Source organism: Novosphingobium acidiphilum DSM 19966, assembly GCF_000429005.1.
GTDB classification, from domain to species: Bacteria; Pseudomonadota; Alphaproteobacteria; order Sphingomonadales; family Sphingomonadaceae; genus Novosphingobium; species Novosphingobium acidiphilum.
Map to the genome: position 1 here is coordinate 16,892 of NZ_AUBA01000007.1, position 25,329 is coordinate 42,220.

General features: G+C 65.2%; 27 protein-coding genes. 12 read left to right on the top strand and 15 right to left on the bottom strand.

Annotated features, from left to right (window positions below; genetic code table 11):
* Positions 1 to 4: 4 nt before the first annotated feature.
* Positions 5 to 400, bottom strand: coding sequence for a VanZ family protein (locus tag G404_RS0107685; protein ID WP_028640567.1), 396 nt, complete (start codon positions 398 to 400; stop codon positions 5 to 7).
* A 353-nt stretch (positions 401 to 753) separates the two neighbouring features.
* Between G404_RS0107685 and G404_RS0107690 the strand changes: the two genes are divergently transcribed.
* On the top strand, positions 754 to 1,650 hold the full coding sequence (locus tag G404_RS0107690) for an NAD(P)-dependent oxidoreductase (protein ID WP_028640568.1): 897 nt from the start codon (positions 754 to 756) through the stop codon (positions 1,648 to 1,650).
* Between the two features lie 2 nt (positions 1,651 to 1,652).
* Positions 1,653 to 3,368, top strand: coding sequence for an amidohydrolase (locus tag G404_RS18450; protein WP_036520762.1), 1,716 nt, complete (start codon positions 1,653 to 1,655; stop codon positions 3,366 to 3,368).
* Between the two features lie 28 nt (positions 3,369 to 3,396).
* On the opposite strand, the gene tatC is transcribed toward G404_RS18450, so the two are convergent.
* From tatC to G404_RS0107740, 9 genes are all read right to left on the bottom strand, one after another.
* Entirely contained in the window at positions 3,397 to 4,170 is a 774-nt protein-coding gene (gene tatC, locus G404_RS0107700; RefSeq protein ID WP_028640569.1) for a twin-arginine translocase subunit TatC, read from the bottom strand.
* The gene (gene tatB, locus G404_RS0107705; protein WP_028640570.1) at positions 4,167 to 4,574 is read right to left on the bottom strand and encodes a Sec-independent protein translocase protein TatB; all 408 of its coding nucleotides are present in this window, start codon (positions 4,572 to 4,574) and stop codon (positions 4,167 to 4,169) included. Before tatB ends, tatC begins: the two co-directional genes overlap by 4 nt.
* Before the next feature lie 32 nt (positions 4,575 to 4,606).
* Positions 4,607 to 4,855 (bottom strand): twin-arginine translocase TatA/TatE family subunit, encoded by a 249-nt coding sequence (locus G404_RS0107710; RefSeq protein ID WP_028640571.1) that lies wholly within the window; start codon positions 4,853 to 4,855, stop codon positions 4,607 to 4,609.
* Between the two features lie 94 nt (positions 4,856 to 4,949).
* On the bottom strand, positions 4,950 to 5,522 hold the full coding sequence (scpB, locus tag G404_RS0107715; RefSeq protein WP_028640572.1) for an SMC-Scp complex subunit ScpB: 573 nt from the start codon (positions 5,520 to 5,522) through the stop codon (positions 4,950 to 4,952).
* Entirely contained in the window at positions 5,519 to 6,331 is an 813-nt protein-coding gene (locus G404_RS0107720) for a segregation and condensation protein A (protein ID WP_028640573.1), read from the bottom strand. Before G404_RS0107720 ends, scpB begins: the two co-directional genes overlap by 4 nt.
* The gene (gene nagZ / locus G404_RS0107725) at positions 6,328 to 7,344 is read right to left on the bottom strand and encodes a beta-N-acetylhexosaminidase (RefSeq protein ID WP_028640574.1); all 1,017 of its coding nucleotides are present in this window, start codon (positions 7,342 to 7,344) and stop codon (positions 6,328 to 6,330) included. Before nagZ ends, G404_RS0107720 begins: the two co-directional genes overlap by 4 nt.
* A 67-nt stretch (positions 7,345 to 7,411) precedes the next feature.
* The gene (locus tag G404_RS18455) at positions 7,412 to 8,191 is read right to left on the bottom strand and encodes an SPOR domain-containing protein (RefSeq protein ID WP_051280364.1); all 780 of its coding nucleotides are present in this window, start codon (positions 8,189 to 8,191) and stop codon (positions 7,412 to 7,414) included.
* Positions 8,192 to 8,225: 34 nt separating this feature from the next.
* Positions 8,226 to 9,983 carry an arginine--tRNA ligase gene (argS, locus tag G404_RS0107735; protein WP_028640575.1) on the bottom strand — a complete coding sequence of 586 codons (1,758 nt, stop codon included), beginning with the start codon at positions 9,981 to 9,983 and terminating at the stop codon, positions 8,226 to 8,228.
* A 114-nt stretch (positions 9,984 to 10,097) separates the two neighbouring features.
* The gene (locus G404_RS0107740) at positions 10,098 to 10,769 is read right to left on the bottom strand and encodes a hypothetical protein (RefSeq protein ID WP_036520764.1); all 672 of its coding nucleotides are present in this window, start codon (positions 10,767 to 10,769) and stop codon (positions 10,098 to 10,100) included.
* Positions 10,770 to 10,970: 201 nt separating this feature from the next.
* On the opposite strand from G404_RS0107740, the gene ispH reads away from it, so the two are divergent.
* Genes ispH through rnhA form a run of 3 tightly spaced genes read left to right on the top strand, consistent with a single transcriptional unit; the run spans position 10,971 to position 13,389 of the window.
* Positions 10,971 to 11,942, top strand: a complete 972-nt coding sequence (gene ispH, locus G404_RS0107745) for a 4-hydroxy-3-methylbut-2-enyl diphosphate reductase (RefSeq protein ID WP_036520803.1) — start codon at positions 10,971 to 10,973, stop codon at positions 11,940 to 11,942.
* A 3-nt stretch (positions 11,943 to 11,945) separates the two neighbouring features.
* Positions 11,946 to 12,917 carry a homoserine kinase gene (gene thrB, locus G404_RS0107750; RefSeq protein ID WP_028640578.1) on the top strand — a complete coding sequence of 324 codons (972 nt, stop codon included), beginning with the start codon at positions 11,946 to 11,948 and terminating at the stop codon, positions 12,915 to 12,917.
* A 40-nt stretch (positions 12,918 to 12,957) separates the two neighbouring features.
* Positions 12,958 to 13,389 (top strand): ribonuclease HI, encoded by a 432-nt coding sequence (rnhA, locus tag G404_RS0107755; protein WP_028640579.1) that lies wholly within the window; start codon positions 12,958 to 12,960, stop codon positions 13,387 to 13,389.
* Here the strand turns inward: rnhA and G404_RS0107760 are convergent.
* The gene (locus G404_RS0107760) at positions 13,376 to 14,509 is read right to left on the bottom strand and encodes an NAD(P)/FAD-dependent oxidoreductase (protein ID WP_028640580.1); all 1,134 of its coding nucleotides are present in this window, start codon (positions 14,507 to 14,509) and stop codon (positions 13,376 to 13,378) included. The two genes, rnhA and G404_RS0107760, sit on opposite strands and share 14 nt — an antisense overlap.
* Positions 14,506 to 15,408 (bottom strand): alpha/beta fold hydrolase, encoded by a 903-nt coding sequence (locus tag G404_RS0107765; RefSeq protein WP_245584443.1) that lies wholly within the window; start codon positions 15,406 to 15,408, stop codon positions 14,506 to 14,508. Before G404_RS0107765 ends, G404_RS0107760 begins: the two co-directional genes overlap by 4 nt.
* Before the next feature lie 202 nt (positions 15,409 to 15,610).
* On the opposite strand from G404_RS0107765, the gene G404_RS18460 reads away from it, so the two are divergent.
* The 7 genes from G404_RS18460 (at position 15,611) to G404_RS0107805 (ending at position 23,150) form a co-directional block, all read left to right on the top strand.
* Positions 15,611 to 16,165 (top strand): A24 family peptidase, encoded by a 555-nt coding sequence (locus tag G404_RS18460; RefSeq protein WP_342663701.1) that lies wholly within the window; start codon positions 15,611 to 15,613, stop codon positions 16,163 to 16,165.
* 106 nt (positions 16,166 to 16,271) lie between these two features.
* Positions 16,272 to 17,339, top strand: a complete 1,068-nt coding sequence (cpaB, locus tag G404_RS18465; protein WP_051280366.1) for a Flp pilus assembly protein CpaB — start codon at positions 16,272 to 16,274, stop codon at positions 17,337 to 17,339.
* A 79-nt stretch (positions 17,340 to 17,418) separates the two neighbouring features.
* Positions 17,419 to 19,071 (top strand): type II and III secretion system protein family protein, encoded by a 1,653-nt coding sequence (locus tag G404_RS18470; RefSeq protein ID WP_425411622.1) that lies wholly within the window; start codon positions 17,419 to 17,421, stop codon positions 19,069 to 19,071.
* 14 nt (positions 19,072 to 19,085) lie between these two features.
* Positions 19,086 to 19,730, top strand: a complete 645-nt coding sequence (locus tag G404_RS0107790; RefSeq protein ID WP_028640583.1) for a CpaD family pilus assembly protein — start codon at positions 19,086 to 19,088, stop codon at positions 19,728 to 19,730.
* A gap of 20 nt (positions 19,731 to 19,750) precedes the next feature.
* On the top strand, positions 19,751 to 21,079 hold the full coding sequence (locus G404_RS18475; RefSeq protein WP_036520766.1) for a pilus assembly protein CpaE: 1,329 nt from the start codon (positions 19,751 to 19,753) through the stop codon (positions 21,077 to 21,079).
* Between the two features lie 66 nt (positions 21,080 to 21,145).
* Positions 21,146 to 22,117 carry a type II secretion system F family protein gene (locus G404_RS0107800; protein WP_028640584.1) on the top strand — a complete coding sequence of 324 codons (972 nt, stop codon included), beginning with the start codon at positions 21,146 to 21,148 and terminating at the stop codon, positions 22,115 to 22,117.
* A gap of 10 nt (positions 22,118 to 22,127) precedes the next feature.
* Positions 22,128 to 23,150: a type II secretion system F family protein gene (locus G404_RS0107805; RefSeq protein ID WP_028640585.1), complete on the top strand. Its 1,023-nt coding sequence runs from the start codon at positions 22,128 to 22,130 to the stop codon at positions 23,148 to 23,150.
* 36 nt (positions 23,151 to 23,186) lie between these two features.
* On the opposite strand, the gene G404_RS0107810 is transcribed toward G404_RS0107805, so the two are convergent.
* From G404_RS0107810 to G404_RS0107820, 3 genes are all read right to left on the bottom strand, one after another.
* The gene (locus G404_RS0107810; RefSeq protein ID WP_028640586.1) at positions 23,187 to 23,660 is read right to left on the bottom strand and encodes a MarR family winged helix-turn-helix transcriptional regulator; all 474 of its coding nucleotides are present in this window, start codon (positions 23,658 to 23,660) and stop codon (positions 23,187 to 23,189) included.
* 102 nt (positions 23,661 to 23,762) lie between these two features.
* Positions 23,763 to 24,434, bottom strand: coding sequence for a TetR family transcriptional regulator (locus G404_RS0107815; protein ID WP_028640587.1), 672 nt, complete (start codon positions 24,432 to 24,434; stop codon positions 23,763 to 23,765).
* Positions 24,431 to 25,303, bottom strand: coding sequence for a crotonase/enoyl-CoA hydratase family protein (locus G404_RS0107820; protein WP_028640588.1), 873 nt, complete (start codon positions 25,301 to 25,303; stop codon positions 24,431 to 24,433). The genes G404_RS0107815 and G404_RS0107820 overlap by 4 nt, the downstream gene beginning before the upstream one ends.
* Positions 25,304 to 25,329: the final 26 nt, after the last annotated feature.

Here is a 25,329-nt window from a genome sequence, read left to right on the forward strand (position 1 = left end):
CGCCCTAGTGCAAAGTCGCGTGATTGGAAACGGCCTTGCGCGCCCCGCGCCACACGGTCAGCACGGCCGCCATCACCAGGATCGCAAGGGTGTCGGCAATCCAGTCGCGAATATCGCAATCGCGATGCAGCGAAGGGATCGACTGGGTTACCTCGATCAGCGCCCCCAGAAACGACAGCCGCTCGGCAATGCGCAGCCGGGGTGCTGTTGGAAAGGCAAAGTCGGCCAGCAGGGTCAGCGTGGCAAACGCCAGCATATGTTCGAACTTGTCGCCAAACCGGTCGATCGGCAGGCGCGGCGGATGCGGCAGCAAGGCCATGGTGACCGCCACCACCAACGCCAGCCAGAACAAAGTCATGGCCACAGCGCGCACCAGGCGCATTTTTTCCGAGTGCGTCATACTGCGCGCGCCAGGCCGTAAATTCATAAATGCCACCATCAAGGTTTGGGGCCACAAGGCCCAGCGCAAGGATAAAGCGCGCAGGAATATGTCAATGTTTCAGGCCCGATCGACGCTGCGATGGGCCGTTTGGGTCAAACCCCCCGGGGGCGCCACAGTGGCGTCCTTCTCGGCCCTCTGCGCGATCGCAAAGGCAACCAGCCTTCGCTTCGCGGGCCAGGAACCGACATGTTCGCCATTCTGCTGCCTCGGTGGTGGGATTTGTGCGTTTGCGGCCTAAAGCATCCTGCCTGATTGGGAAATGATCAATGATGGTCTGGCGCCGCGTGGATTTCAGGCTAAACACCACGGCCATGACCGAACCACTCAACATTTCGTTTCTTGGCCTTGGCGTCATGGGCTCGCAGATGGCCCGCCATCTGGGCAAGGCCGGACACCGCCTGACCGTGTACAACCGCACCGCTGCACGCGCGCAGGCATGGGTGGCTGCGCATCCCGGGCTTGCCAGCCGGGTCGCCGCCAGCCCTGCCGAAGCCGCCGAGGGCGCCGATGTGGTGATCACCTGCGTGGGCAACGACGACGATCTGGCCGATGTCGTGCTGGGGCCCAGCGGCGCTTTCCAGACATTGCGGCGGGGCGGGGTTTTTATCGACCACACCACCGTCTCGGCGCGAATCGCCCGCCAGATCGCGGTCGAAGGGCGCGACAAGGAATTGCTCTGCGTCGATGCGCCGGTCAGCGGCGGGCAATCGGGGGCAGAGGCCGGGACTTTGTCGATCATGTGCGGCGGCAGCGAGGCGTCGATCGCGGCGGCCCGCCCGATCCTGACGGCCTATGCCAAGCGTGTGGTCCATGTCGGCAAATCGGGCGCGGGCCAGACCGCCAAGATGGCCAACCAGATGTGCCTGGCCGGGACGCTGGCGGGCCTGTCCGAAGCGATCCGCTTTGCCCAAAGCGCACATCTCGATCTCGACACCCTGTTCGAGGCGATCAGCGGTGGCGCGGCGCAATCGTGGCAGATGGACAACCGGTTCCACACGATGGCCGCCGATGAATTCGATTTCGGCTTTGCCGTCGACTGGATGCGCAAGGATCTGGGCCTGGCCATCGACGAAGCGCGCAGTGTCGGCGCCAGCCTGCCGATCACCGCGCTGATCGACCAGTTCTATGCCGATGTTCAGGCTCTGGGCGGTGGACGTCAGGACACCAGCGCGCTGATCCGGCGCCTGCCGCGGCGGGGCCAGGCTTGACCATGCGCGGCTTGCGCGCCGCGGCGCTGGCCTGCACGCTGCTGGCAGGTCTTGCCCCGGCGGCCCGGGCAGACACTCTGGTCGACAATGTGCGCGGCGAAACGATCGGCCCGGACGGCGCGGTGCAAAACTTTGTGGCGCTGATGTTCGACGATGCCGGGGTGATCACCGCGGTCTATCGCGCGGGCGACAAACTGCCCCGGCAGGGCCGCAAGGGCTATCAGTATCATATCGACGGAAAAGGCCGGGTGCTGTTGCCCGGCCTGATCGATGCGCACACGCATGTCATTGAAACCGGGTTTGCGCTGCTGACGCTCGATCTGTCGGACACCACATCGCTGAATGACGCGCTGGCGAAAATCGGCGCCTTTGCCAGGGCGCACCCCGACCGGCCGTGGATCCTGGGCAGCGGGTGGAACCAGGAACGCTGGCACCTGGGCCGTTTTCCCACCGCGGCCGAACTTGACGCCGTGGTGCCCGACCGCCCGGTCTGGCTCAACCGGGCCGATTTCCACGCCGGATGGGCCAACAGCGCGGCGTTGAAGGCGGCCGCGATGACCGCGTCCACGCCCACCCCCGAGGGCGGCGCGATCGAACGTCTGCCCGATGGGCGCCCCGCGGGCGTGCTGGTCGATCATGCGACCGCGTTGGTGACCCGTGCGATCCCCGCGCCCAATCCGCGCGATATCGATCTGGCGCTGGCCACTGCCGAGGCCGATTTTGCCAAAGCCGGCATTACCGCGGTGGCCGACATGGGCACATCGCTGAACGATTGGCTGGCATTTCGCCGCGCGGGCGACAGCAACCGCCTCTATGTGCGGATCATGGCCTATGCGCTGGGGACAGAGGCGATGGCCGCAATCGGCGGCAGCGGCCCGACGCCGTGGCTCTATGCCGACCGGCTGCGCATGGGCGGCGTCAAACTCTATCTCGACGGCGCGCTGGGATCGCGCGGGGCCTGGCTCAAGGCGCCCTATACCGACATGCCCGCAAGCCAGGGCACCCCGCTGCTGACCGAAACGCAGTTGGGCAATCTGATGAGCCGCGCGGCCATGGACGGCTATCAGGTGGCGGTGCATGCCATCGGCGACAAGGCCAATGCCACGCTGTTGTCGGCGATCAGCGATCTGGGCCAGACCTATCACGGCGAACGCCGCTGGCGCATCGAACACGCGCAGATCATCGATCCTGCCGACTGGCCCAAAGTGGCCGAGATTGCGGCAAAAGGCGGCCTTGTTGTCTCGATGCAGCCGGTTCACCAGACATCCGATCGCCAGATGGCCGAGGCCCGGTTGGGTCCGGATCGGTTGCGCGGGGCCTATGCCTGGGCCAGCCTGAAGCGCCAGGGCGCGGTGCTGGCCTTTGGATCGGACACGCCGGTCGAACGCCCCGATCCATGGATCGGCATTGCCGCCGCGATTTCCCGCCAGGACCAGACCGGCGCCCCCGTGGGCGGGTGGCAGCCGCAGGAACGCGTCGATCGTGCCACCGCGCTGGCCGGATACACCAGCGCAGCCGCGTGGGCCGGCTACGCCGAGGCGCATTTCGGCCGCATCGCGCCGGGCTTGCGCGCCGACTTCATCCTGGTGGATACCGATCCGATGACCGCCAGCCCCGATGCCATCCGCAAGACCCGCGTTTTGCAGACCTGGGTCGGCGGTGGCAAGACCTGGGATGCAGACCCCGCGGTGACCAGGGGTCAGGCCCAAAAACCCTGAATTAGCTGCCCCCGTGGCGCAGCACACATCAGCTTTCGGCGGCGGCCTTTTCCTGTGCATCGCGGGCTTCGGCAAAGCGCATCACGATCATCGTGCCTTCGAACAGGATCATCAGCGGGATCGCCAGCATCAGCTGCGAAACGACATCGGGCGGGGTGATCAGCGCGGCCAGCGCGACAATGCCCACGATCACATAGCGACGTGCACGCACCAATTGGTCGCGCGACACAATGCCGGCACGGTTCAACAGCATCAGCAGGACCGGCATCAGGAAGCTGCCGCCAAATGCCAGAATGAACTGCATCACCAGATTCAGGTATTCCTCGACCCCCGGCAAAGCCTCAAGCTGCAATCCGCCGTGCATCCCCTGAAATCCGATGAACCAGCGAAACGCGGTCGGCATGACCACGAAATAGGCCAGGCTGGCGCCCATCGCGAACAGCACCGGCGTCGCGATCAGAAAAGGCAGGAATGCCTTCTTTTCGCGGGCATAAAGCCCTGGCGCGATGAATGCCCACAACTGGTTGGCAATGATCGGAAAGCTGACGAGGCAGGCGGCAAACAGCGCCACCTTCATCTCGACAAAGAACGCGCCATACAGCTTGGTATAGATCAGCTTGCCCGTGCCCGCCGGAAAGGCGCGCGCCAGCGGCATGATCAGGATGCCCAGGATCTGGTTGGCGAAATAAAGGCACACCGCAAACGCGATCATCAGCGCATAGATCGCGCGCAACAGCCGTGTGCGCAGTTCCAGCAGATGGTCGAGCAGCGGCGCCTGGGTCTGGTCGATGTCGTTGATCATGCCGGGTGATCGCCGTGCGGTGCGGCGGGTGCCTCGGGCGTGGCTGCCGGCACGGGCAGCGGCATCATCACCGGCTCGGTCGGGGCATGCGCTGCAATCATCGGATCAACCGCCTGGGGTTCGACCGCCGGCCCGGCTTCGGCAACGGGGATCGCGTGGGGGTCAACCGGCGGGGTGGCGGCCATGATCGCCGCGTTCTGTTCGCGCCACTTGCGCTCCATCTCTTCCATTTCCGCCTCGCGGATCATGGTTTCGATGCCGCTGCGAAAATGATTGGACACGCGCCGCACTTTGGCGATCCATCGCCCCGCGGCGCGCAACGCCATCGGCAGGTCCTTGGGGCCAATGACCACAATCGCCACAATCGCGATCAGCAGGAATTCGGACGGCGCAATATCGAACATGGTTCAACCGGTTCGGCGAGCGATGCTCGGGTTCAGGCCACAGGCCCCTGATGGTCGGGTTGCACCGGCTGTGCGGCAGGCTGGGCCGGCGGCGGTGCGGCTGGCGGGATCTGCGAAGGTGGCGGGGTTGCCGGCCGGTTGGCCTCTTCGCCCATGCCTTCCTTGAAGCTTTTGATACCCTTGCCGAAATCGCCCATGACGTCGGAAATCCGGCCACGGCCGAACAGGATGAGCACGACAACCGCGACAATCACCCAATGCCCAATAGACAGGCCACCCATCGTAAATCTCCTTCTTGGGCCCCAGATAGGCGCTTTTTGCGACGGTTGCCAGATGCCAGCGGGACAGAATCTGCCCTTTGTCGGATTGGTCCGGCTATTCGTCGGATTCGCCGGCAGTCAGCGCGGCATAAGCCGCATCGATCGGATCGAGCAGGCCTGCCGCACGCAATTCGTCGATCCCGGGCAGATCGCGCCGGCTGGCCAAGCCAAAATGCGCAAGGAACGCCGCAGTCGTGGCATAGATCGTGGGCCGCCCCGGACCTTCGCGCCGCCCGGCGATCTGCACCCAGCCCGCCTCCATCAGCACATCAAGCGTACCCCGCGCGGTCTGGACCCCGCGGATCGCCTCGATCTCGGCACGGCTGACGGGTTCGTGATAGGCGATGATCGCCAGCGCCTCGATCGCGGCGCGCGACAGGCGGCGCGGATCTTCGCGTTCGCGGCGCAACAGGTGCGCCAGATCGGCGGCGGTCTGGAAATGCCAGTACCCGCCGCGTTCGACCAGTTCGATGCCGCGGCCGGCGTAATGCGAAACCAGTGTATCGAGCGCGACACGAACCGATGCTGCGCCCAGGTGGCGCGCGATCTGCTCTGCCGTCAACGGCAGGTCCGAGGCAAACAGCGTGGCCTCGACCGCGCGCACCAGATCGGCGTCGGGCGCGGTCATGACGCAACCGCCGCCGCACGCAGGCGCAACGGCCCAAACACATGATCCTGCGCAATTTCGGCGCGGCCCTGTTTGGCCAGTTCCAGTGCGGCGGCAAAGCTGGATGCCAGCGCCGAGCGGGTCAGCCGGGGGTCGGTGCCGGGTTCGGCACGAGGCAGGAAATCGCGCAGATCGACCCAGTCGAGCGCCACGCCCAACAGCCGCGCTACGCGTTCCAGGGCCGCCTCCAGCGTGACCACCGGGCGTTCGCGCACCATGTGCACCACCGGCACATTGCGCGCCTTGATCGTGCCATAGGCCTGGATCAGGTCATACAGATTGGCGGTCCAGCGCGATTTGCGATCGATGCGGATGCCTTCGGGCATTCCGCGCGGCAGCACATCGCGCCCCAGCCGATCGCGCGCCATCAGCCGCGAAGCCGCCTCGCGCATGGCACCAAGGCGTTGCAGCCGCAGTTGCAGACGCAGGGCCAATTCCTCGGGACTGGGCTGCATTTCGGGATCGCGCGGCAGCAGCAACAGCGATTTGAGATAGGCGAGCCAGGCCGCCATCACCAGGTAATCGGCCGCCAGTTCCAGCCGCAGCGCCTGCGCGCGATTGACATAGCCAAGATACTGATCGACCAGATCGAGGATCGAAATCGTGCGCAGATCGACCTTTTGCCGCCGCGCCAGATCGAGCAGCAGATCGAGCGGCCCTTCCCAGCCATCGAGTTCGAGATAGAGTGCGTCATCATTGCCGGGCGCCGAGGCCAGCGGCAGCCAGTCGGCGTCCTGCGCGCCATAGAGCGTCAGGTTGTCTTCGCTCATTCCACCAGCGCCAACAGCGCATCGCGGGTGGCACACGCCGCAGCGCGGCGCTGCGCCGCATCGCGCGGGTCGATGTCGGTCCTATCCAGCGCGCGCGCCAGGCGCGCCGCGCCCGCATCGATCAATGGCGGCAGCTCCGCGGCAATGCCCGCCATGTCATCCATCCGCGCCCAGCAATTGAGCGCAAGGTCGCACCCCGCCGCCACCGCGCGCGCGGCGCGTTGGGGAATCGTGCCGGTCAATGCCTCCATGTCGAGATCGTCCGACAGCAACAGCCCGGAAAAGCCGATCTCGCCGCGCACGATGTCGGCAATCACGCGCGCCGACAGCGTTGCGGGGGCCGTGTCATCCCAGGCGGTAAAGCGCACGTGTGCGGTCATCGCCACTTTCGCATCGGCCAAAGTGCGGAACGGGGCAAGATCGGTCTGCAATGCAGCGGCGCTGGCGGTGACCGTGGGCAGCGCCTTGTGGCTGTCGGCGGTGGCGCGGCCATGGCCGGGGATATGTTTGACAATCCCGGTGACCCCGGCACGGGCCAGCCCCGTCAGCACCGCGCGGCCCAGTGCCGCCACGCGCATCGGTTCTGCCCCCAGCGCGCGATCGCCGATCACATCGTCGGCGCCCGGCTGGCGCACATCGAGCAGCGGCAGGCAATCGAGCGTGATCCCGGCTTGCGCCAGGTCAAGCCCCAGCGCCTCGGCATTGGCGCGCGCCGCCTCGATCGCGCTGGCCGGCGCAAGGTCATACAACCGGTCAAACACGCCCTGCGGCGGATACGGGCCCCATGTCGGGGGCTTCATCCGCGCCACGCGCCCCCCCTCCTGATCGATGCAGATCAGCAGCCGATCGCGCCCGTGGATCGTGCGCAAATCGTCGGTCAGCGCGCGCAGCTGTCCGGGGTCGGCCACATTGCGGCCAAACAGGATATAGCCCGCCGGATCCGCATCGCGAAAAAAGGCGCGTTCGTCAGCAGTCAGGACCGGGCCGGAAAGGCCGAATATGGCAGGAAGCATGCCACGGTGTGACGCATGCCCCACCGCACCTGCAAGCCGCCTGTATCAACCAGCCGGGGAAAACACGCTATTTCTTGACCTGGCACTTCACGCCATCGGCTTCGAGATGGCTGCACAGGTTGCTGGCGGTGGCGGTGTCACCCGCCAACGCCTGCAGGCGGTAGACGGTGCCGATATCGGCCTTGCCCTCGACCACGCGGTGGCCGACGCCTTTGAGCAGATCGTGCGCCGCGCTCAGCTTGTTCCAGCCGGCTTCGGCCAGCGCGTTGCTGGAATAGGCGCCAACCTGCACCGCCACGCTGCCGCCTGCGGGATGCGCAGGGGCTGGAACTGGTGCAGGCGCAGGCGCGGGTTTGGCCGCAGGCGGCGGCGGTGCCCCTGCAGACGCAGACGGCGCGGGCGACGGCGATGGGGTGGCCACGGCCGGCGGCGGGGTGGTACCGGCGCTGCCTGCCAGGCTGGCATCGGGATGTTCGCCGTGGCTGACCTTGAAACTGGCATCGCCGGTGCCGGCAAACTGCTTTCCGCCGGGATCGCTTGGCGCAACTTTGTACGGGTCCTTGCTCGCCGCGATCAGGCTGCCGTCGGCCGGCTTGGCCGAACCGCCGCGATGGGTGGCCCAGTAAATCCCGTCTACCAGCAGCGCCAGCACGATCAGCGCAATCACACCGAACACGAACAGCCGCCTGTGCCCGCCGTTGTGGGGCTCGGTCTCGATATCGTCGGCGCTTTCCAGCCAGGGCAGGCGTTCTTCCTCACCCAGGTCGAGTGCGGGTGCGTGGCCTGCGGCTTCGTGGCCGGTCCAGCCATGCTGGTCATGCGCAGTTGCGTGTTCGTCTTCGTGCATCGCCCGATTCCCGTATCTGCCCAGCGTGGCCGCGTTACAATTCTTCGGCCGCTGTCACGCCCAGAATAGCAAGACCATTCTTAACAACCTGCCCAATCTGCGCCGCAAGAAAAAGCCGCGCACCGGTCAGGGCCGCATCATCGGCCACGATAAAGCGCTTTTCGGGCCGATCGTTGCCGACATTCCAATAGGCATGGAACCCTGCGGCAAGATCGGACAGGAAAAACGCCACCCGGTGCGCCTCGCGCGCCTGGGCGGCGCCTTCGATCACGCGGGGAAATTGCGCGGCCAGCCGGATCAACGCCAGTTCCTCGTCGCCCAGCCGGTCGAGCGCGGCAGCGTCGGGCACAAACCCCTCGGCCGCCGCCTTGCGCAAGGTCGAGCAAGTCCGGGCATGGCAATACTGCACATAGAACACCGGATTGTCCTTCGACGCTTCGACCACTTTGGCGAAATCAAAGTCCATTTGCGCGTCGGGCTTGCGCGTCAGCATCGTGAAACGCACGACATCCTTGCCCACTTCGCGCACCACGTCGGCCAGCGTGACAAAATTGCCCGCGCGCTTCGACATCTTGACCGGCACCCCGTCGCGCAACAGCTGAACCATCTGCACAAGCTTGACTTCAAACGGTTTTGCCGTGCCTTCGGCGCCGGTCAGCGCGGCCACGGCGGCGCGGATGCGCTTGACCGTACCGGCATGGTCGGCCCCCCAGATATCGACCAGCGCATCGGCCGCCTGCGCCTTCTGGAAATGATAGGCCAGGTCTGCACCAAAATAGGTCCAGTTGCCGTCGGATTTGCGAATCGGCCGATCCTGATCGTCGCCAAACCGGGTCGAGCGGAACAGCGGCAGCTCGACCGGTTCCCATTCTTCGTCCGATTTGCCCTTGGGCGCTTCAAGCACGCCGTCGTAGACCAGATCATGTGCGCGCAGCCATGCTTCGGCTGCAGCGGGCTTGCCCGCCGCCTGCAATTCGGCCTCGGAACTGAACACGTCGTGATGGATGCCCAGCAGCGCCAGATCGTCGCGGATCATCGCCATCATCGCCGCCACGGCGCGCGTACGGAACAGCCCCAGCCACTCGGCTTCTGGCGCATCGGCATAGGCCGTGCCGAATTCGGCCGCCAGCGCCTGGCCAAGCGGAACCAGATAGTCGCCGGGATACAGCCCCTCGGGCACGGCACCGACATCATGGCCCAGTGCTTCGCGATAGCGCAGGTGCACCGACCGGGCCAGCACATCGACCTGCCCGCCGGCGTCGTTGATGTAGTATTCGCGGATCACCCGGTGGCCGGCAAAGGCCAGCAATGTCGCCAGTGCATCACCCACCACCGCGCCCCGGCAATGGCCCATGTGCATCGGCCCGGTCGGATTGGCCGAGACATATTCGACATTGACGACGCTGTCTGCGCCCATGGTCGACCGGCCATAAGCGTCGCCCGCATGCGCGATCAGGCGCAATTCGCCCAGCCACGCAGCCGGGGTCAGACGCAGATTGATGAACCCGGGTCCGGCGATCTCGGCCGAAACCACGCGCGGATCGCGTGTCAGTTCGGGGATCAGGGCCGCGGCCAACGCACGCGGATTGGTACCCGCTGGCTTGGCCAGCACCATCGCCGCATTGGTCGACAGATCGCCATGCGCCGGATCACGCGGCGGCTCGGTGGTGACAGCGCCACGTGCCAGCCCGGCAGGCAGCGTGCCTTGCGCCACCAGCGCATCGAGCGCGGCATCGATCACGGTGGCAAATTCGGCAAACAGCGGCCGGGTCACGGGTGCAAGTTCGGTCATGGTGTGGCTCATCGTTGGAGCGATAGCGGAATAAGCCGCCACAGGCAAAAGCCCCCGCGCGTGGCACGAGGGCTTGGGTACGGACGGGGCCGGCCCGACGGGCCGGTCACCCGATCATCGTCGTGCGTTATAGGCCAGCTGCTGATCGGTCATCTGGAAGCCGACCAGCACCTCGAAGGTGGCCTTCGACAGCGCCGCCTTCACTTCGGGCAGCGACAGCGGATCGACCGCGGCATCGGTGTCGCCCGCCTTGCGTTTGCGCGCCAGGCGCGCGCGGATCGCAGGCGAAAGCGTCGCTTCGTCGCGGCTGACCATCGTGGTGGCCGAACCGTGGGCGGTGGCGCGCGCCTGGCCATCGGCAAAATCGATACCGATCGTGCCGACATGCTTGGCCACGATCGCGCTGCCGCCGCGTTGCACCACCGCAAACGTCGGCAGATCGATGTGCCGCGCGCCATGCGTATCGTTGCGGCGCGCAATCACGTCGAATTCGACGCGCGTGGTCAGCTTGGCCGCGCGCGCGGCATCATCGCAAGTGCTGCGCACATTGGTGAGCGAGGCCACCGTGTCGATGGCGCCGGCATCGTCACGTCCGGGTGCAAGCAGGGTAACATCGCCGGTCATTTCGGGAACTTCGACAATCGGGCACGGACTGCGCAGCGCGGTCACGCCGACACCGTCGTCAACCACCAGCTCGCCATGCGACTTGGAACAGCCGGCCAGTGCGATCAGGGGCAGACAGGCCAGGGTGCCGATCCGGGCAGGTCGTGAAAAGAGAACTGACATCGCGGCGCGCAATCCTTGAAGGCGGGTCTTGGATAGTGGATCAACGCACGAGCACGCCGATTTCCTCCTCTCTAGCCAGCCTGGCCGGATTGGGCAATGCGCCCGATCAGCGGATTGTTGCGAACGATCGCGTCCGCCCAATTGCGTGCAGCCGCAAAAAACCGGTTCCGCAATGCAACCGCGATGCTTTATGGGGGTGCCATGACCACCGCATCGATCCCCGCCGCCACCGCGCCCGACACACCATTGCGCGTGCTGATCGCCGCACCGCGCGGTTTTTGCGCCGGCGTCGACCGCGCGATCGAGATCGTCGAACGCGCCATCGCGCGCTATGGCGCGCCGGTCTATGTGCGGCACGAAATCGTGCACAACCGCTTTGTCGTCGAAGGGCTCAAAGCCAAAGGCGCAGTGTTTGTCGAGGAACTGGACCAGGTGCCCGATGGCGCGCCGGTGGTGTTTTCCGCGCATGGCGTGCCGCGCGCGGTGCCGGCAGAGGCAACCTCGCGCGGGCTCGACTGGCTTGATGCGACCTGCCCGCTGGTCAGCAAGGTGCATCGTCAGGCCGAACGCCATTTCGAAGCCGGGCGGCACATCCTGTTTATCGGCCATCGCGGCCATCCCGAAGTGGTCGGAACGATGGGCCAGGTGCCCGATGGCACGATCACGCTGGTCGAAACGATCGAAGATGTCGAGGCGATCCCGCTCGTGCCGGAACGGTCGCTGGCTTTCCTGACCCAGACGACGTTGTCGGTGGATGACACCGCCGCGATCGTTACGGCGTTGCGCGCACGGTTTCCCGCGATTGCCGGGCCGCGTGCGGAAGACATCTGCTACGCCACGTCCAACCGCCAGGAAGCGGTCAAGGCGATCGCCGGCGAATGCGACCTGGTGCTGGTGATCGGCGCGCCCAACAGTTCCAATTCGCTGCGGCTGGTCGAAGTGGCCGAACGCAGCGGCGCGCACGCCCGGCTGATCCAGCGCGCCGCCGAAATCGCGCCCGAATGGCTGGACGGGATCACCACCATCGGCGTAACGGCCGGCGCCTCGGCGCCCGAAGTGCTGGTGCGCGAAGTGATCGATCGCCTGCGCGAATGGCGCCCGATCGAAAGCGAAACGGTCACCACCGCCGAAGAGCACATGGTGTTCAAACTGCCGCGCCAACTGATCGATTGAACCGTGGCGGTCTATACCCACCTCGGCGCAGAGGACATGGCGGCACTGATCGCGGCCTATGACGTGGGCACGCTGGTTTCGGCCAAGGGCATTGCCGAAGGTGTATCGAACAGCAACTGGCTGATTGATACCACCGGCCGCGATGGTGCGGGCGCGCGGTACATCCTGACAATGTACGAATTCCGCATCGAGCTGGATGATCTGCCCTACTTTCTGTCGTTGCTTGACCATCTGTCGGCGCATGGCTGCCCGGTGCCGCGCACGATCCACGATCGCGATGGCGCGCTCTACCGCCGCATCGGCGACAAGGCGGTTGCCCTGATCGAGTTTCTGCCCGGCGTCTCGGTCAGCGCACCGACGGTCGGCCAGGCGCGCGCGGTGGGCACCGAACTGGCGCGGCTGCATCTGGCGGCGGCCGATTTTCAGGCGACGCGCGCCAATGGCATGGGCATTGCCGAATGGCACCGACTGGCCCGCGCCTGTGGCGCCCATGGCCTTGGCGCGATCGATCCGTGGCTGGCACAGCGGGTGGCGGATGATCTGCCGCGGATTGCCGCGGCCTGGCCTGCCGATCTGCCCGGTGGGGTGATCCACGCCGATCTGTTTCCCGACAATGTCCTGGTGCTGGGCGATACGATCACCGGGATGATCGACTTCTATTTCGCGTGCAACGATCTCTATGCCTACGACGTGGCGATCACCCACCTGGCGTGGTGCTGGGATGCTGCGGACGGCACTTTCCGCGCCGATCTGTCGAACGCGCTGATCGCAGGCTATGAGGCGGGGCGCCCTCTTTCCGCAAAAGAGCGCGCCGCGCTGCCCCTGCTGGCGCAAGGTGCCGCGATGCGGTTCCTGATGAGCCGCGCCTACGACTGGATCAACACCCCGGTCGATGCGCTGGTGACGCGCAAGGACCCGTTGCCGATGGCGCACCGCCTGCAATATTATCATGACAACCCGGGCGTGTTTTTGTGAAAGCAAACCCTGCGCCGCGCAAAGCGCAAGAGGAACAAGTGTGAAATCAATCGATGTGTTCACCGATGGCGCGTGCAAGGGCAATCCGGGCAAAGGCGGCTGGGGCGTGCTGCTGCGCGCCGGGACGACCGAAAAGGAACTGTCGGGGGGCGACCCGCAGACCACCAACAACCGCATGGAAATGACCGCAGTGCTGCGCGCGTTGCAGGCCTTGCGCGAACCGTGCCGGGTGCGGCTGCACACCGACAGCCGCTATGTGATCGACGGCATGACCAAGTGGATGTTCGGCTGGGTCAAAAAGGGCTGGAAAACCGCGGACAACAAGCCGGTCAAGAACGAAGACCTGTGGCGCGCGATGGTCGATGCGGCGCGCCCGCACACGATCGAATGGATCTGGGTCAAGGGCCACGCGGGGCACGCGGAAAACGAACGCGTGGACAAGCTGGCCAGCGACGCGGCTAAGGCTGCGTAAACCGCCCCGGCGCATACAGCGCCGCATCGAGCGCCTCGGTCATCGCATCGCGCGGCTGGCCCAGCAGCAATTGCGCCGCCAGGCGCGCCGCCGCGGGCGCGGTCTGGATGCCAAAGCCACCTTGTCCGGCAAACCAGAACAGCCCCGGCACCACCGGATCAAAGCCATAGACCGGCAGCCGATCGGGGGCAAAGCTGCGCAACCCGGCCCAGCGTCGTTCGAGCGCGGCAATGCGCCAATCGACCGTATGTTCGAACCGGTCGAGCGCGATCGCCACATCCAGCTCTTCAGGCGCGACATCGTGCGCGGTGTCGGGGATTTCATCGTGCGGGGATACCAGCAGCCGCCCGCTTTGCGGTTTCATGTAGAAATCCTCGTCGATCCCGAAGGTCAGCGGCATATCGGCCGGTGGCGCGGGATCGGTGCGGATCTGCGCAATCGTGCGTCGCAAGGGCGTAATGCCCAGCGGTGCCGCGCCCGCCAGCGCGGCCAGCCCATCGGCCCAGGCCCCGGCCGCGTTGACCACCACACCGGCGCGCGCGCTGCCCCCTGCCCAGTCGAGCCGCCAGCCACCGACTTCGCGCGACAGCTGCGCGATGCGGGCGCGCAGTTTCAACACCCCGGCGCTGCGCCGCGCTTGCGCCAGATAGAGCTGGTGCAACCCGGCCACATCGATGTCCGCACCCTCGCCTTCATAGGCGCCGTGGCACCATTCGGCGCGCAGCCCCGGCACATGGCGTTCCATTTCGGTCCGGTCGATCATGCGTATATCCACGCCAAGCCGCGCGAAACGGTCGACAAACCCGCCAATCCGGTCGCGATCGGCGGCACGCCCGATGGTCAGCCCCCCGCGCGGGCTGAGGAACCCGTGCGCGTCGAGAAACCGGCCCGAAGCGGCGGTCAGCGGTACGACCCCCGGGCCGCCATAGCTTTCCTCCCAATAGGCGGCCGATCGCCCGGTGGTATGGTAGCCTGGGGCATCCTCGGCCTCAACCACGAGCACGCGGGCATGGCCACCGCATTCGGCCGCAAGGCTGGCCCCGGCCATGCCCGCGCCGATGATCGCGATATCGAACGGTGCGGTCAGGTCATCCGGTGTCGCCACGGCAAGATCGGTCATGCGCCAGGCTCCGGCGCATGACGGGCCAGAAACGCTTCAATCGCGGCAAGTACCGCATCGCGCACCGGATCGGCTTCACGCAACAGTTCGTGCGCTGATTCGGGCCCGAACGCGACCAGTTCCGCCTGGGGCAAACGGGCGGCCGCGCGTTCGATCGCGGGCCATGCCACCAGCGCATCATGGTGCGCTGCCAGCACCAGGATCGGCACATCGACCGATTCGAGCGCACCCCTGCGCGCCAGGTGGCGAATCGATTCGCCGGCCTTGCGCACCCAGTCCCAGCTGGCCGGGCCCATATCAAGTTCGGGCCGCCGGGCCCGCCACCACAGTTCGTCGGCATAGCGGCCGGCATCGTGGGTCAGCGCCGCGCCGCGCGTGGCAACGGTATCGCCGGGCCGCTCGCCTTCGCCCCAGGCCGCGCGCGCGGGATCACCGATCCGGCACATCAGCCAGCCAACGGTCGCCTGCAGCCAGCCGGGAATCGGGGTGACAAAACCCAGCATCGGCGCGCTTAACACCAGGGCATCGGGGCGCAGTTGCGCATCGGCCACCGCGCGCAACGCCAGGTGTCCACCCATCGAATGACCGACCAGCACACGTGGGCCCGGCCGGGTCATTGACCATTCACCCCAGAACGCAGACAAATCATTGATCCAGGACGAAAAATCATCGACTCCACCGATGTGCGGATCGCGATAAAAGCGCCCCGATCCGGCCTGCCAGCGCCAGTCGAGCGCGGTGACGTGCCAGCCCTGCGCGGCCCAACGGGCCAGCGTTTCGATATACTTTTCGTAGAAGTCGGCGCGCCCCGGCACGAACAACAATGACCCGCGCGCAGCCCCCTGCGGCGCGGTCCAGTCGATGCGACGCAGCGCATGGCCGCCGGGCGCGCACCACATCGATTCGGTTGCATCTGCGGATATTCCACGCCGTGGCGATCCCGATTCGTTAACCATCGCCGGGTGTTCGGGTATCGACGCCAAGGCTGCCTCGTGGATGAAGTGGGCCGCCTCAATCCGCGGCGGACGTTGGTTACCGTTTGGTAAGTGATTGTACCGCATAAGACGCGCCATGCAGGGAACATGGATCATTTACGGATTGGTGGGGGCCTTGGCAATCGCGCTGCTGGTTGCCGCGTTTACCGATATCCGTCGCCGCCAGATCGACAACTGGCTGAACGCCGCGATTGCGCTTGGCGCGCCACTGTTCTGGTGGGCCACGGGCCTGTCGATGTGGCCGGGCGTGGTGTTTCAGCTGCTGCTGGCATTCGCAGCCTTTGCAGTGCTGGCAGGTCTGTTCGCGATCCGCGCGATGGGCGGCGGCGATGTCAAGTTGTTGACGGCGCTGGCTTTGTGGATGCCTGCCATGCTGTTTGTGCGCATGTTGACGGTGATGGCGCTGGCAGGCGGGGTGCTGACCATCGTGCTGGGCATGTGGCACATCACCCGTCGTCAGCCGGGACGCCTGAAGATCCCCTATGGCGTGGCGATCGCGCTGGCGGGGCTGTTGACGATCTGGTCCGCCGACGCTGCGCATTGGTACGACGGCAGGGCACAAGCAGCGCCCGGTGGCGCGGTTCACATCACATATTCGGGTCAGGGGACGGTTGCGACAATGGCGCATCCGACCCAGCCCGGCCCCGGCGGGGCACAATGACAACCACGCGCCCGGGCAGCGGTACACGGTGCCCGGGCGGCTAGGTCAATTTTAACCAATTTGGCCGATAGATGGCGGGTTCGGATTAGGGCGGGAAAAGAGAGCCATGGACAGGAAGAAGCTGTTTTTGCTGATCGGGGCGTTGTTCGTGGCGCTTGTCACCAGCCTTGCCGCCCGCGCCTTGCTGGCAGGCGGCGCCGCGCCGCAAGCGGTCGCGGCCAAGATGCTGGAGGGGCCCAAAGTGCTCGTCTCGCAACGTGCACTGCCGGTCGGCACGATCATCACGGCCGATGCCGTATCGTTCCAGCCCTGGCCCAAGGATCTGGTCCAGGACGCCTATTTCCTGCAGGACAAGACCGACATGGCCAAACTGCTTGGCACCGTGGTCAAGAACCCGATCACCGCGGGCCAGCCGGTGACCACCGGTTCGCTGGTCGCACCGGGCGATCGCGGGTTTCTGGCGGCCGCGCTCGGGCCCGGCATGCGCGCTGTTACCATTCCGGTCAGCAGCCGCACCGGGGTTGCCGGGTTCGTGTTTCCGGGCGACCATGTCGATTTGTTGCTGACCCAGACGGTCAAGGGTGAAGGCGAATCGCAGGCTCTGCGTGCCACCGAAACCATCCTCAAGAACCTGCGCGTGCTCGCCACCGACCAGTCGACCGATCAGGAAACCGTCGACGGCCATACCCGGGTCAAGGGCTTCAGCCTGGTGACCGTCGAGGCCACGCCCAAGATCGCCGAAGAGCTCGCCGTGGCCGAAGCGCTTGGCACGATCAGCCTGTCGCTGCGCTCGATCGCGGACAATTCGGCCGAACTGGAACAGGCGGTCGCCTCGGGCAAAGTCAAGGTTCCGGCCGGCGCCAGCAAGCAGGAAGAAGACCGTCTGCTCAAGGCCGCCATGGCCAAGCCGGTCGACAAGACCAACACGTATGTCACCGGCGGCGATGTCTCGCGCTTTCAGCGCAAGACCATGCCTTCGGCAGGCGCAATCAACGGCGTGCAGGAACAGGTCCGCGGAAGCGGTGCCCCGGCCCATCCGGCAGTGGCCGGTGGCGCACCGGTGGTGGTTCGCGCCGGCCCGTCGGTGCGGGTGACCCGCGGCAAGGAAACGATCGAAGTGCCGGTGGCGCCTGTTCCACGCATTGTGCCGGTCGGCCCAGCGGGAGTGTTCTGAGATGCACGCGCGCACACCCACCCCGCTTCGTCACCCAGGGCATGATGCCCCCGCACCATCCGGCGCGAAAGGCAGGACAATGAAACTGCGTTTGGTTACTTCGGCGTTCGGCGCCATGGCGATGGTCGCCATTCCGGGCGTTTTCACCCCGCTGCTGGCAGCAAAGCCGCACCATGCAGCAAAGTCGCACGCAGCCCGCCTGCCCCAGCGTCACGTCGGCATGACGCCGCCCGCCCTGCCCGGCACGCCTGGCGTCAGTGCACCGGCGCGGTCCCTGGCGATCGGCATTGGTCGTGGCGAACTTGTCACGCTGCCGTCGACGATGTCTGATGTTTTTGTGGCCAGCGATGCCATCGCCGATGTGCAGGTGAAGTCGGGCAACCAGCTTTATGTGTTCGGCAAGGCCGCGGGCGAAACCACCGTCTATGCCAGCAACGGCCGTGGCGATGTGGTGTGGTCGGCCAATGTGCGCGTGGGCAACAACCTCGACAGTGTCGACCAGATGCTGCACCTGGCCATGCCCGAAGCGCGGATCACCGCATCGACAATGAACAACACCGTGCTGTTGACCGGAACGGTGGGCGCCCCTGAAGACGCAGCCGAGGCCGAACGTCTGGTCAAGGCGTTCGTCGGTGACAAGACCAACGTGATCAGCCGCCTGAAGATGGCGACACCGCTGCAGGTCAACCTCAGCGTCAAGATCGCCGAAGTCAGCCGCACGCTGACGCGCAACATCAGTTCGAACCTCAGCAGCATCAACACCAACAACGGCTTTCAATACGGCATCGGTCAGGGCACCACGTCGACGTATTATGCCCCCGGGCAACCGATCGGTGTGAACACATCCTCGGTGACGAGCACGTACACCAACCCGATCACCGGGGCCGTAACCACGGTCCAGGGCACCTCGGTTCCTGCAACATCGATCGGCACCACGCTGGCGGGCACGGGCAGGCTGTTCGGGCTGAACCTGCTGGCGGCGCTCAACCTGGGGGAACAGATCGGTCTGGTCACCACATTGGCCGAACCGAACCTGACTGCGTTGTCGGGTGAAACCGCAGAATTCCTGGCGGGTGGTGAATATCCCATTCCGATGAGCACGGGCCTTGGCACGGTTTCGGTCGAATTCAAGAAATACGGGGTCAGCCTGGCCTATACCCCGACAGTTCTGGCCAACGGGCGCATTTCCTTGCGCGTGCGCCCCGAAGTGTCGGAACTGACCACCGAAGGCGCCGTCAACATCAACGGGTTTTCGGTGCCGGGCCTGACAGTGCGCCGCGCCGAAACCACGGTAGAGCTGGGTTCGGGGCAAAGCTTCATGATCGCCGGGCTGCTCAAGAACAACAGCCAGAATTCGATCACCAAGATGCCCGGTGCCGGCGACCTTCCGGTGCTGGGTTCGCTGTTCCGTTCGACCGCCTACCAGCGCGGAGAAACCGAACTGGTGATCGTGGTCACGCCTTATCTGGTCAATCCGGTTGACGCGAACCAGATCAAGCTGCCGACCGACGGGTTCCGGACGGCCGATGCGGTGCAACAGATCCTGGGCAATCAGGAAACCGCCAATGCCAAAGGCGCGGTTTCGCCCAAACCGACCGAGCGGCCCGCCACGCAGTCGTCGACGCCCGCCGCCCCGGTCGTGGGTCTGGCATCGCCCGAAGCGGCCGATCGGCCGCGCAACGGCAGGGCGCAAGCCGGGGCCGATGCGCAGCCCGGCTTCAGCATCCAGTGAAAGGGACCAAGGTCATGACGCTCAAGTCTGTTTCTGCAAGCGGGATCGCGCTCGCACTGGGCCTGGCACTGTCGGCCTGCGGCGGCATGCCGACCAACCGGTCGCTCGACAACGTGCACCAGCCGGTGGTTGAACACACCAATTTCACCTTTGATCTGCTGACCCAGCGCGAAGGCGGGATCGATCCTGTGCAACAGCACCGCCTGGGCGACTGGTTCACGGCCCTCGGCCTGAAATATGGCGATCACGTCGCGCTGGACGATCCGGCGCAGACCGGCGCCACGCATGCCGCAGTGGAAGCGGTGGCGGCGCGTTTCGGCCTGATCCTCGATCCCCTGGCGCCGGTGACCGAAGGCGTCATTCCCGCAGGCCAGGCCCGCGTGGTGATCAGCCGCGCCATTGCCAGCGTCCCGGGTTGCCCCGACTGGTCGGCAACGTCGGATGCCAATTACACCAATGGCCTGTCGCGCAATTATGGCTGCGCGGTCAGCTCCAACCTGGCGGCGATGGTCGCCAACAAGGAAGACCTGATCCACGGCCAGGACGGCACCGGCAACACCGTGGTCTACACCAACACCAAGGCCATCGATGCCTATCGCACCAAGGCGGTGACCGGTGCGCAAGCCCTGAAGCAAACCTCGACCCAGTCGGGCCAGTAACCTCATAAGGAAGTCACGCGATGAACGCGCCTTGGAAAACCGGCAATCGCGACATGTTCGCCGCTTTCGTGTGCGATGATGTCACGCTCGACACATTGCGTTCGGTGGTCATTGATATGGGCTGGCCGCCGGAAAAGGTGATGAAGGGTGGCCTGCGCAATGCCATCCAGTCGCTGGCGATCACGGCGAGCCCTGCCATCCTGATGGTTGACCTGTCGGAAAGCGGCGATCCGCTGAACGACATCAATGCGCTGGCCGAAGTGTGCGAACCGGGCACCGTGGTGATCGCGGTGGGCCAGGTCAACGATGTGCGGCTGTACCGCGATCTGGTGGCTTCGGGCATCCAGGATTATCTGCTCAAGCCGCTGTCGGTCGGGCATCTGCGCGATACGCTGGTCCAGGCGCAGGCAATTTTTGCCGCGCCGCGCGGCGATGGTGCCGCAACCAAGCGGCACATTGCCACCGCGGTTGTCGGCACGCGCGGCGGGGTCGGCGCCTCGACGGTCGCCACTTCGCTGGCCTGGATGCTGAGCGCCGATCACAAGATGCCGACCGCGTTGCTTGACCTTGATGTCCATTTCGGCACCGGGGCGCTGACGCTGGATCTTGAGCCGGGTCGCGGCCTGACCGATGCGATCGACAATCCCAGCCGCATCGATGGCCTGTTCATCGAACGCGCGATGATCCGTGCCAACGACAATCTGGCAATCCTGTCGGCCGAGGCGCCGATCAGCGCGCCATTGCTGACCGACGGCACTGCGTTCCAGCAGCTGGTCGAGGAATTCCGCCATGCCTTCGAGGCGACGGTGGTCGACCTGCCACGCAACATGCTGATCAATTTTCCGCAGCTGCTGGCCAATATGCAGGTGGTCGTGGTGGTAACCGAACTGACCCTGGGCGGCGCCCGCGACGGCATCCGGATCCTGTCGTGGCTCAAATCGAATGCGCCCCATGCGCTGGTGCTGATGGTCGCCAACAAGGTGCCTTCGGGCGTTGGTGAAATCAGCCGCAACGATTTTGAAACGTCGATCGAACGCAAGTTGAACTTTGTCATCCCGCATGATTTCAAGGCGGCCGCCAATGCGGCCAAGCTGGGCCAGACCTTTGTCGGCGCCAACCGGACCTCGAAAACCGTGCTGCCGCTGCGCGCGATCGCCGATGCCATCATGGCCAGCGATGCCGATCGCGATGCCCCCGCCGGCGCCAAGCCGACCAAGGGCATCGGCAAGGGCACCAAACCGGCGCGCGCCGCGGCCGACGGCGGCACCGACAAGGGCTCCAATTCGGTGCTGGGCCGGTCAATCAAGAAACTGCTTTCTCCCAAATCGAAAACGGGGGTTGCGGCCTGATCGGGCGCGGGGTTTTCAGCCCCGCGCCCGGTCCGGCCAGCGTGCCCGCAACCACAGGTCTTTGCGATGCAGCCAATGCCCATCATGATTCTGATCTTTGGCGTAACGCTCATCCTGGCGATGATCGCGTTTGCGTTTACGGGTCCGAATCCCGCGCGCGAGGCGTCGCGGCGGCTGCAGGCGGTCAAACTGCGCCATTCGGACAGCGCACTCGACAAAGTCGAAGCCCAGTATCGCAAGGCCGTGGCCGCCCGCAAGCCGACCACGTTTCGCGCCGACGGCCAGAAATCGCGCCGCGAAGCGCTGCGTCTGCGGCTGTTGCGCACCGGCAAAGGCTGGACCGTCCAGCAATACACGACCTGGAGCATCGGCCTGCTGGTCGCCATCACCTTGCTGATCTGGCTGAAAAGCGGATCGCTGGTGTTCGGGCTGGCGGTTGGCGTGGTGATCGGGGCGGGTCTGCCCCACATGGTCGTCAACTGGCACGTGGGCCGGCGTCTGAACAAGTTCATCACCAAGTTTCCCGATGCGCTGGAACTGCTGGTGCGCGGTTTGCGTTCGGGTCTGCCGGTCAGCGAGACGCTGGGCGTGGTCGTCAGCGAATTGCCGGGGCCGGTGTCCGAAGAATTCAAGCTGGTGACCGATCGCATCCGGCTGGGCCGGACAATGGAAGAGGCGCTGCAGGATGCGGCCGACCGGCTGAACATTGCCGAATTCAGCTTTTTCTGCATCACGCTGGCGATCCAGCGCGAAACCGGGGGCAACCTGGCCGAAACCCTGGCGGGGCTGGCCGATGTGCTGCGCAAGCGCGCCCAGATGAAGCTGAAGATCAAGGCGATGAGCTCTGAATCCAAGGCATCGGCCTATATCATCGGATCGCTGCCGTTCATCGTGTTTGCGCTGATCTATTCGATCAACCCCAAGTACATGGGGCGCTTTTTCATCGATGAGCGCCTGATCGGCACCGGGATCGGTGCGTTTGTCTGGCTGTCGCTGGGGGCGTTCATCATGTCCCGCATGATCAACTTCGAGATCTGAAAGCCCTGGCATGAGCGCTTTTTCCGCCAATCCGGCCGCAGCCCACCCCACCCTGCTGGGTGTCGATGTCATTTTTGCAGGCACCCTGCTGGCCGGCGTTGCCGCGCTGATGGTGGTGCTGGCGATCTATGCGGCGGTTACCGTGCGCGATCCGATGGCCAAGCGGGTCAAGGCGCTGAACGAACGCCGCGAACAGCTCAAGGCCGGGATCGTTGTCGCCGCCAGCCGCAAACGCGCGAGCATCGTGCGCCGCAACGAGACCACCGACCGCATCCGTACCTTTCTGCAGCGGCTGAGCGTGTTGCAGGACAGCCAGTTGGCCCACGCCCAGCGCAAACTGGCGCAGGCCGGCATCCGCAAGAAGGAATGGGGCGTTGCCATCATTCTGGGCCGGATGATCGGCCCGATTGTCATTGGCGGTCTGGCGGCGACGCTGATTTACGGCGTGAATTATTTCCCCACCTGGCCCGATTACAAGAAATTCGGCGCCTTTGCCGCGATGCTCGTGCTGGGGTACAAATCACCCGACATCTGGCTGGCCAACCTGGTCGGCAAACGCACCCACCAGATCCGCAAAGGGCTGCCCGACGCGCTTGACCTGCTGGTGATCTGCGCCGAGGCCGGGCTGACCATCGATGCCGCGTTTACCCGCGTGGCGCGCGAACTGGGCCGCGCCTACCCCGAATTGTGCGATGAATTTTCGCTGACCGCGATCGAGATGTCGTTTCTTACCGAACGGCGCCAGGCGTTTGAAAACCTTGCCTATCGCGTGAACCTCGAAGCCGTCAAAGGCGTAACCACGACGATGATCCAGACCGAACGGTATGGCACGCCGCTGGCATCGGCACTGCGCGTGCTGTCGGCCGAATTCCGCAACGAACGCATGATGCGCGCCGAGGAAAAGGCCGCGCGCCTGCCTGCGATCATGACCGTGCCGCTGATCCTGTTCATCCTGCCCACGCTGTTCGTGGTCATCCTGGGCCCGGCGGCCTGTTCGATCAGCGACAACTTCCTCAACCGCAAGATGGGCTGAACCTGGCGTTCGCACGCGCGAACGCCAGCCCCGGGGTCAGCGCTTGCGCCGCGGGGCCGTCGCATCCTCAATCTGGCGCACCGATTGCCCCAGCTTGTCGAGCAGATTGCGCAAAGTCTGGATTTCGTGCGGGGTCAGCGCGGCAAAGATGCGTTCATAGGCGGCAAACGCCCGCGGCCAGATCTGTTCATACATCGCGTGGCCTGCCGTGGTCAGTTCAAGGTGGTGCGACCGGCCATCGGCGGCATTGGGATTGCGCTGCAGCAAACCCCGATCGTCCAGCGCCTTGCACGCGCGGTTGACCGCGACTTTGTCCATCAGCGTCGCGCGCACCAGATCGCGCTGGGTCAGCGCGCCGGTGTCGCCCAGAATGGCCATGATCCGCCATTCCGGAATCTTCAGGCCAAAGCATTCGCCATAATCGCCGGCAATATGGCCCGACACCGCATTCGACGTGATCGACATGCGATAGGGCAGAAAACCGGCAAGACGACTTTTCGATCCAGGCATAGCCTGCGACACATATCGAAAGCGACATGCGTTGCAAGTGAAACAAACCACCCGGATTGACGTGTCATTCTGATATTGTTTTGCGGGTTGTGTCCACGCCGCCTAATGCCCTCGCGCCAGAATTCCGGCCATGATGAAATCGACCGTGTGTTCGCGATAGCGATCGCGCAGTTCCTCGGTCAGCGTGTCCTGGCCATAGCAATGGCGCAGCACCAGCCGCGCCGAAAAGAACCGGTCGGCGGCGCCTGTCACGGTGAAATAGAACAGCTGCGCATCGACCGATCGAAACGTGCCATTGTCCACGCCCGCCTTGATCAGCTTGTCATAGGCAACCCCCAGCGGGGTCAGATAGGTGTCGGCAATCGTGCGCGCCTCGGCCTCGTCGCTATCACGCACCAGCCGCATCAGCAGGCGGTTGAGATAGGGATAGGCGTAATAGGTGTCGATGCATTTGCCGATATGCCGGCGCAGTTTGGCCTCGGGCGACATCGCATCCTTGGCCAGCAGCGCATCGACCGAACGGATGATCGTCACCATGTCGCGATCGAGCAGAGCCCTGAGCATGCCCGCCTTGTTGCCGAAATAGTATTTCACCAGCGCGGAATTCAGCCCCGATCGCAACGACAGCTCGGACAGCGAGATATCGACCTGATCGCCCTCGCGCATGATCTGCGATGCGGTTTCCAGCAGCAGTTCACGCGCGCCCTGGGCTTCGACATTGTCCTGGCTGTCGCTCGTTGCCGACGGCGTCACGGTCTGTTCGGTCACGTTCATTCCCAACCCGGTTCTTCCCACCACGGATAAAACTCCGGCATATCCGAAGAAACGCGTGCAGGGTAGCGCGGTTTGCGCTTTTCCAGAAAGCTGCCAATCCCTTCGGCCGCATCGGGCCCGCGCGACAGCGTGTAGATTGCGCGGCTGTCGACGTGATGCGCCTGCATCGGGTGATCGAACTGCGGATTGTGCCACAACATCGCGCGGGTCATGGACACCGCCACCGCGCTGGTGTTGTCGGCAATCTCGCGCGCCAGCGCGCGCGCCGCGGGCAACAGATCATCGGGTTCGTGCAGCGATCGCACCAGCCCCCCGCGCAATGCCTCGGCCGCGTCGAACACGCGCCCGGTCATGCACCATTCCAAGGCCTGCGGCAGGCCAACAATACGCGGCAGAAACCAGCTTGAGGCTGCCTCGGGCACGATGCCGCGCCGCGCGAACACAAACCCAAACCGCGCGGTGGTGCTGGCCAGACGGATATCCATCGGCAATTGCATCGTCGCGCCGATCCCCACGGCCGCGCCGTTGATCGCGCCGATCACCGGTTTCTTCGACTGATAGATGCGCAAGGTCAGCTGCCCGCCGCCATCGCGCACGCGCGGATCGGACAAGTCTGTCACCGCATCGCCGCTGGAAAAGACATGCTTGCCATCATCGGGGGTCAAATCGGCGCCTGCGCAAAACGCGCGGGCGCCGTGACCCGTCACGATCACCACACGCACATCGTCATCGGCATCGGTGCGATCGAACGCATCGCGCATTTCGAGCATCATCGTGCCGGTGAACGCGTTCATCTTGTCGGGCCGGTGCAGCGTGATCGTGGCAATGCCGTCATCGACGTCAAACCGGATGTGCGAATAGTCGCTCAAAGGCCCTCTCCCACGAAGGCGGGGGC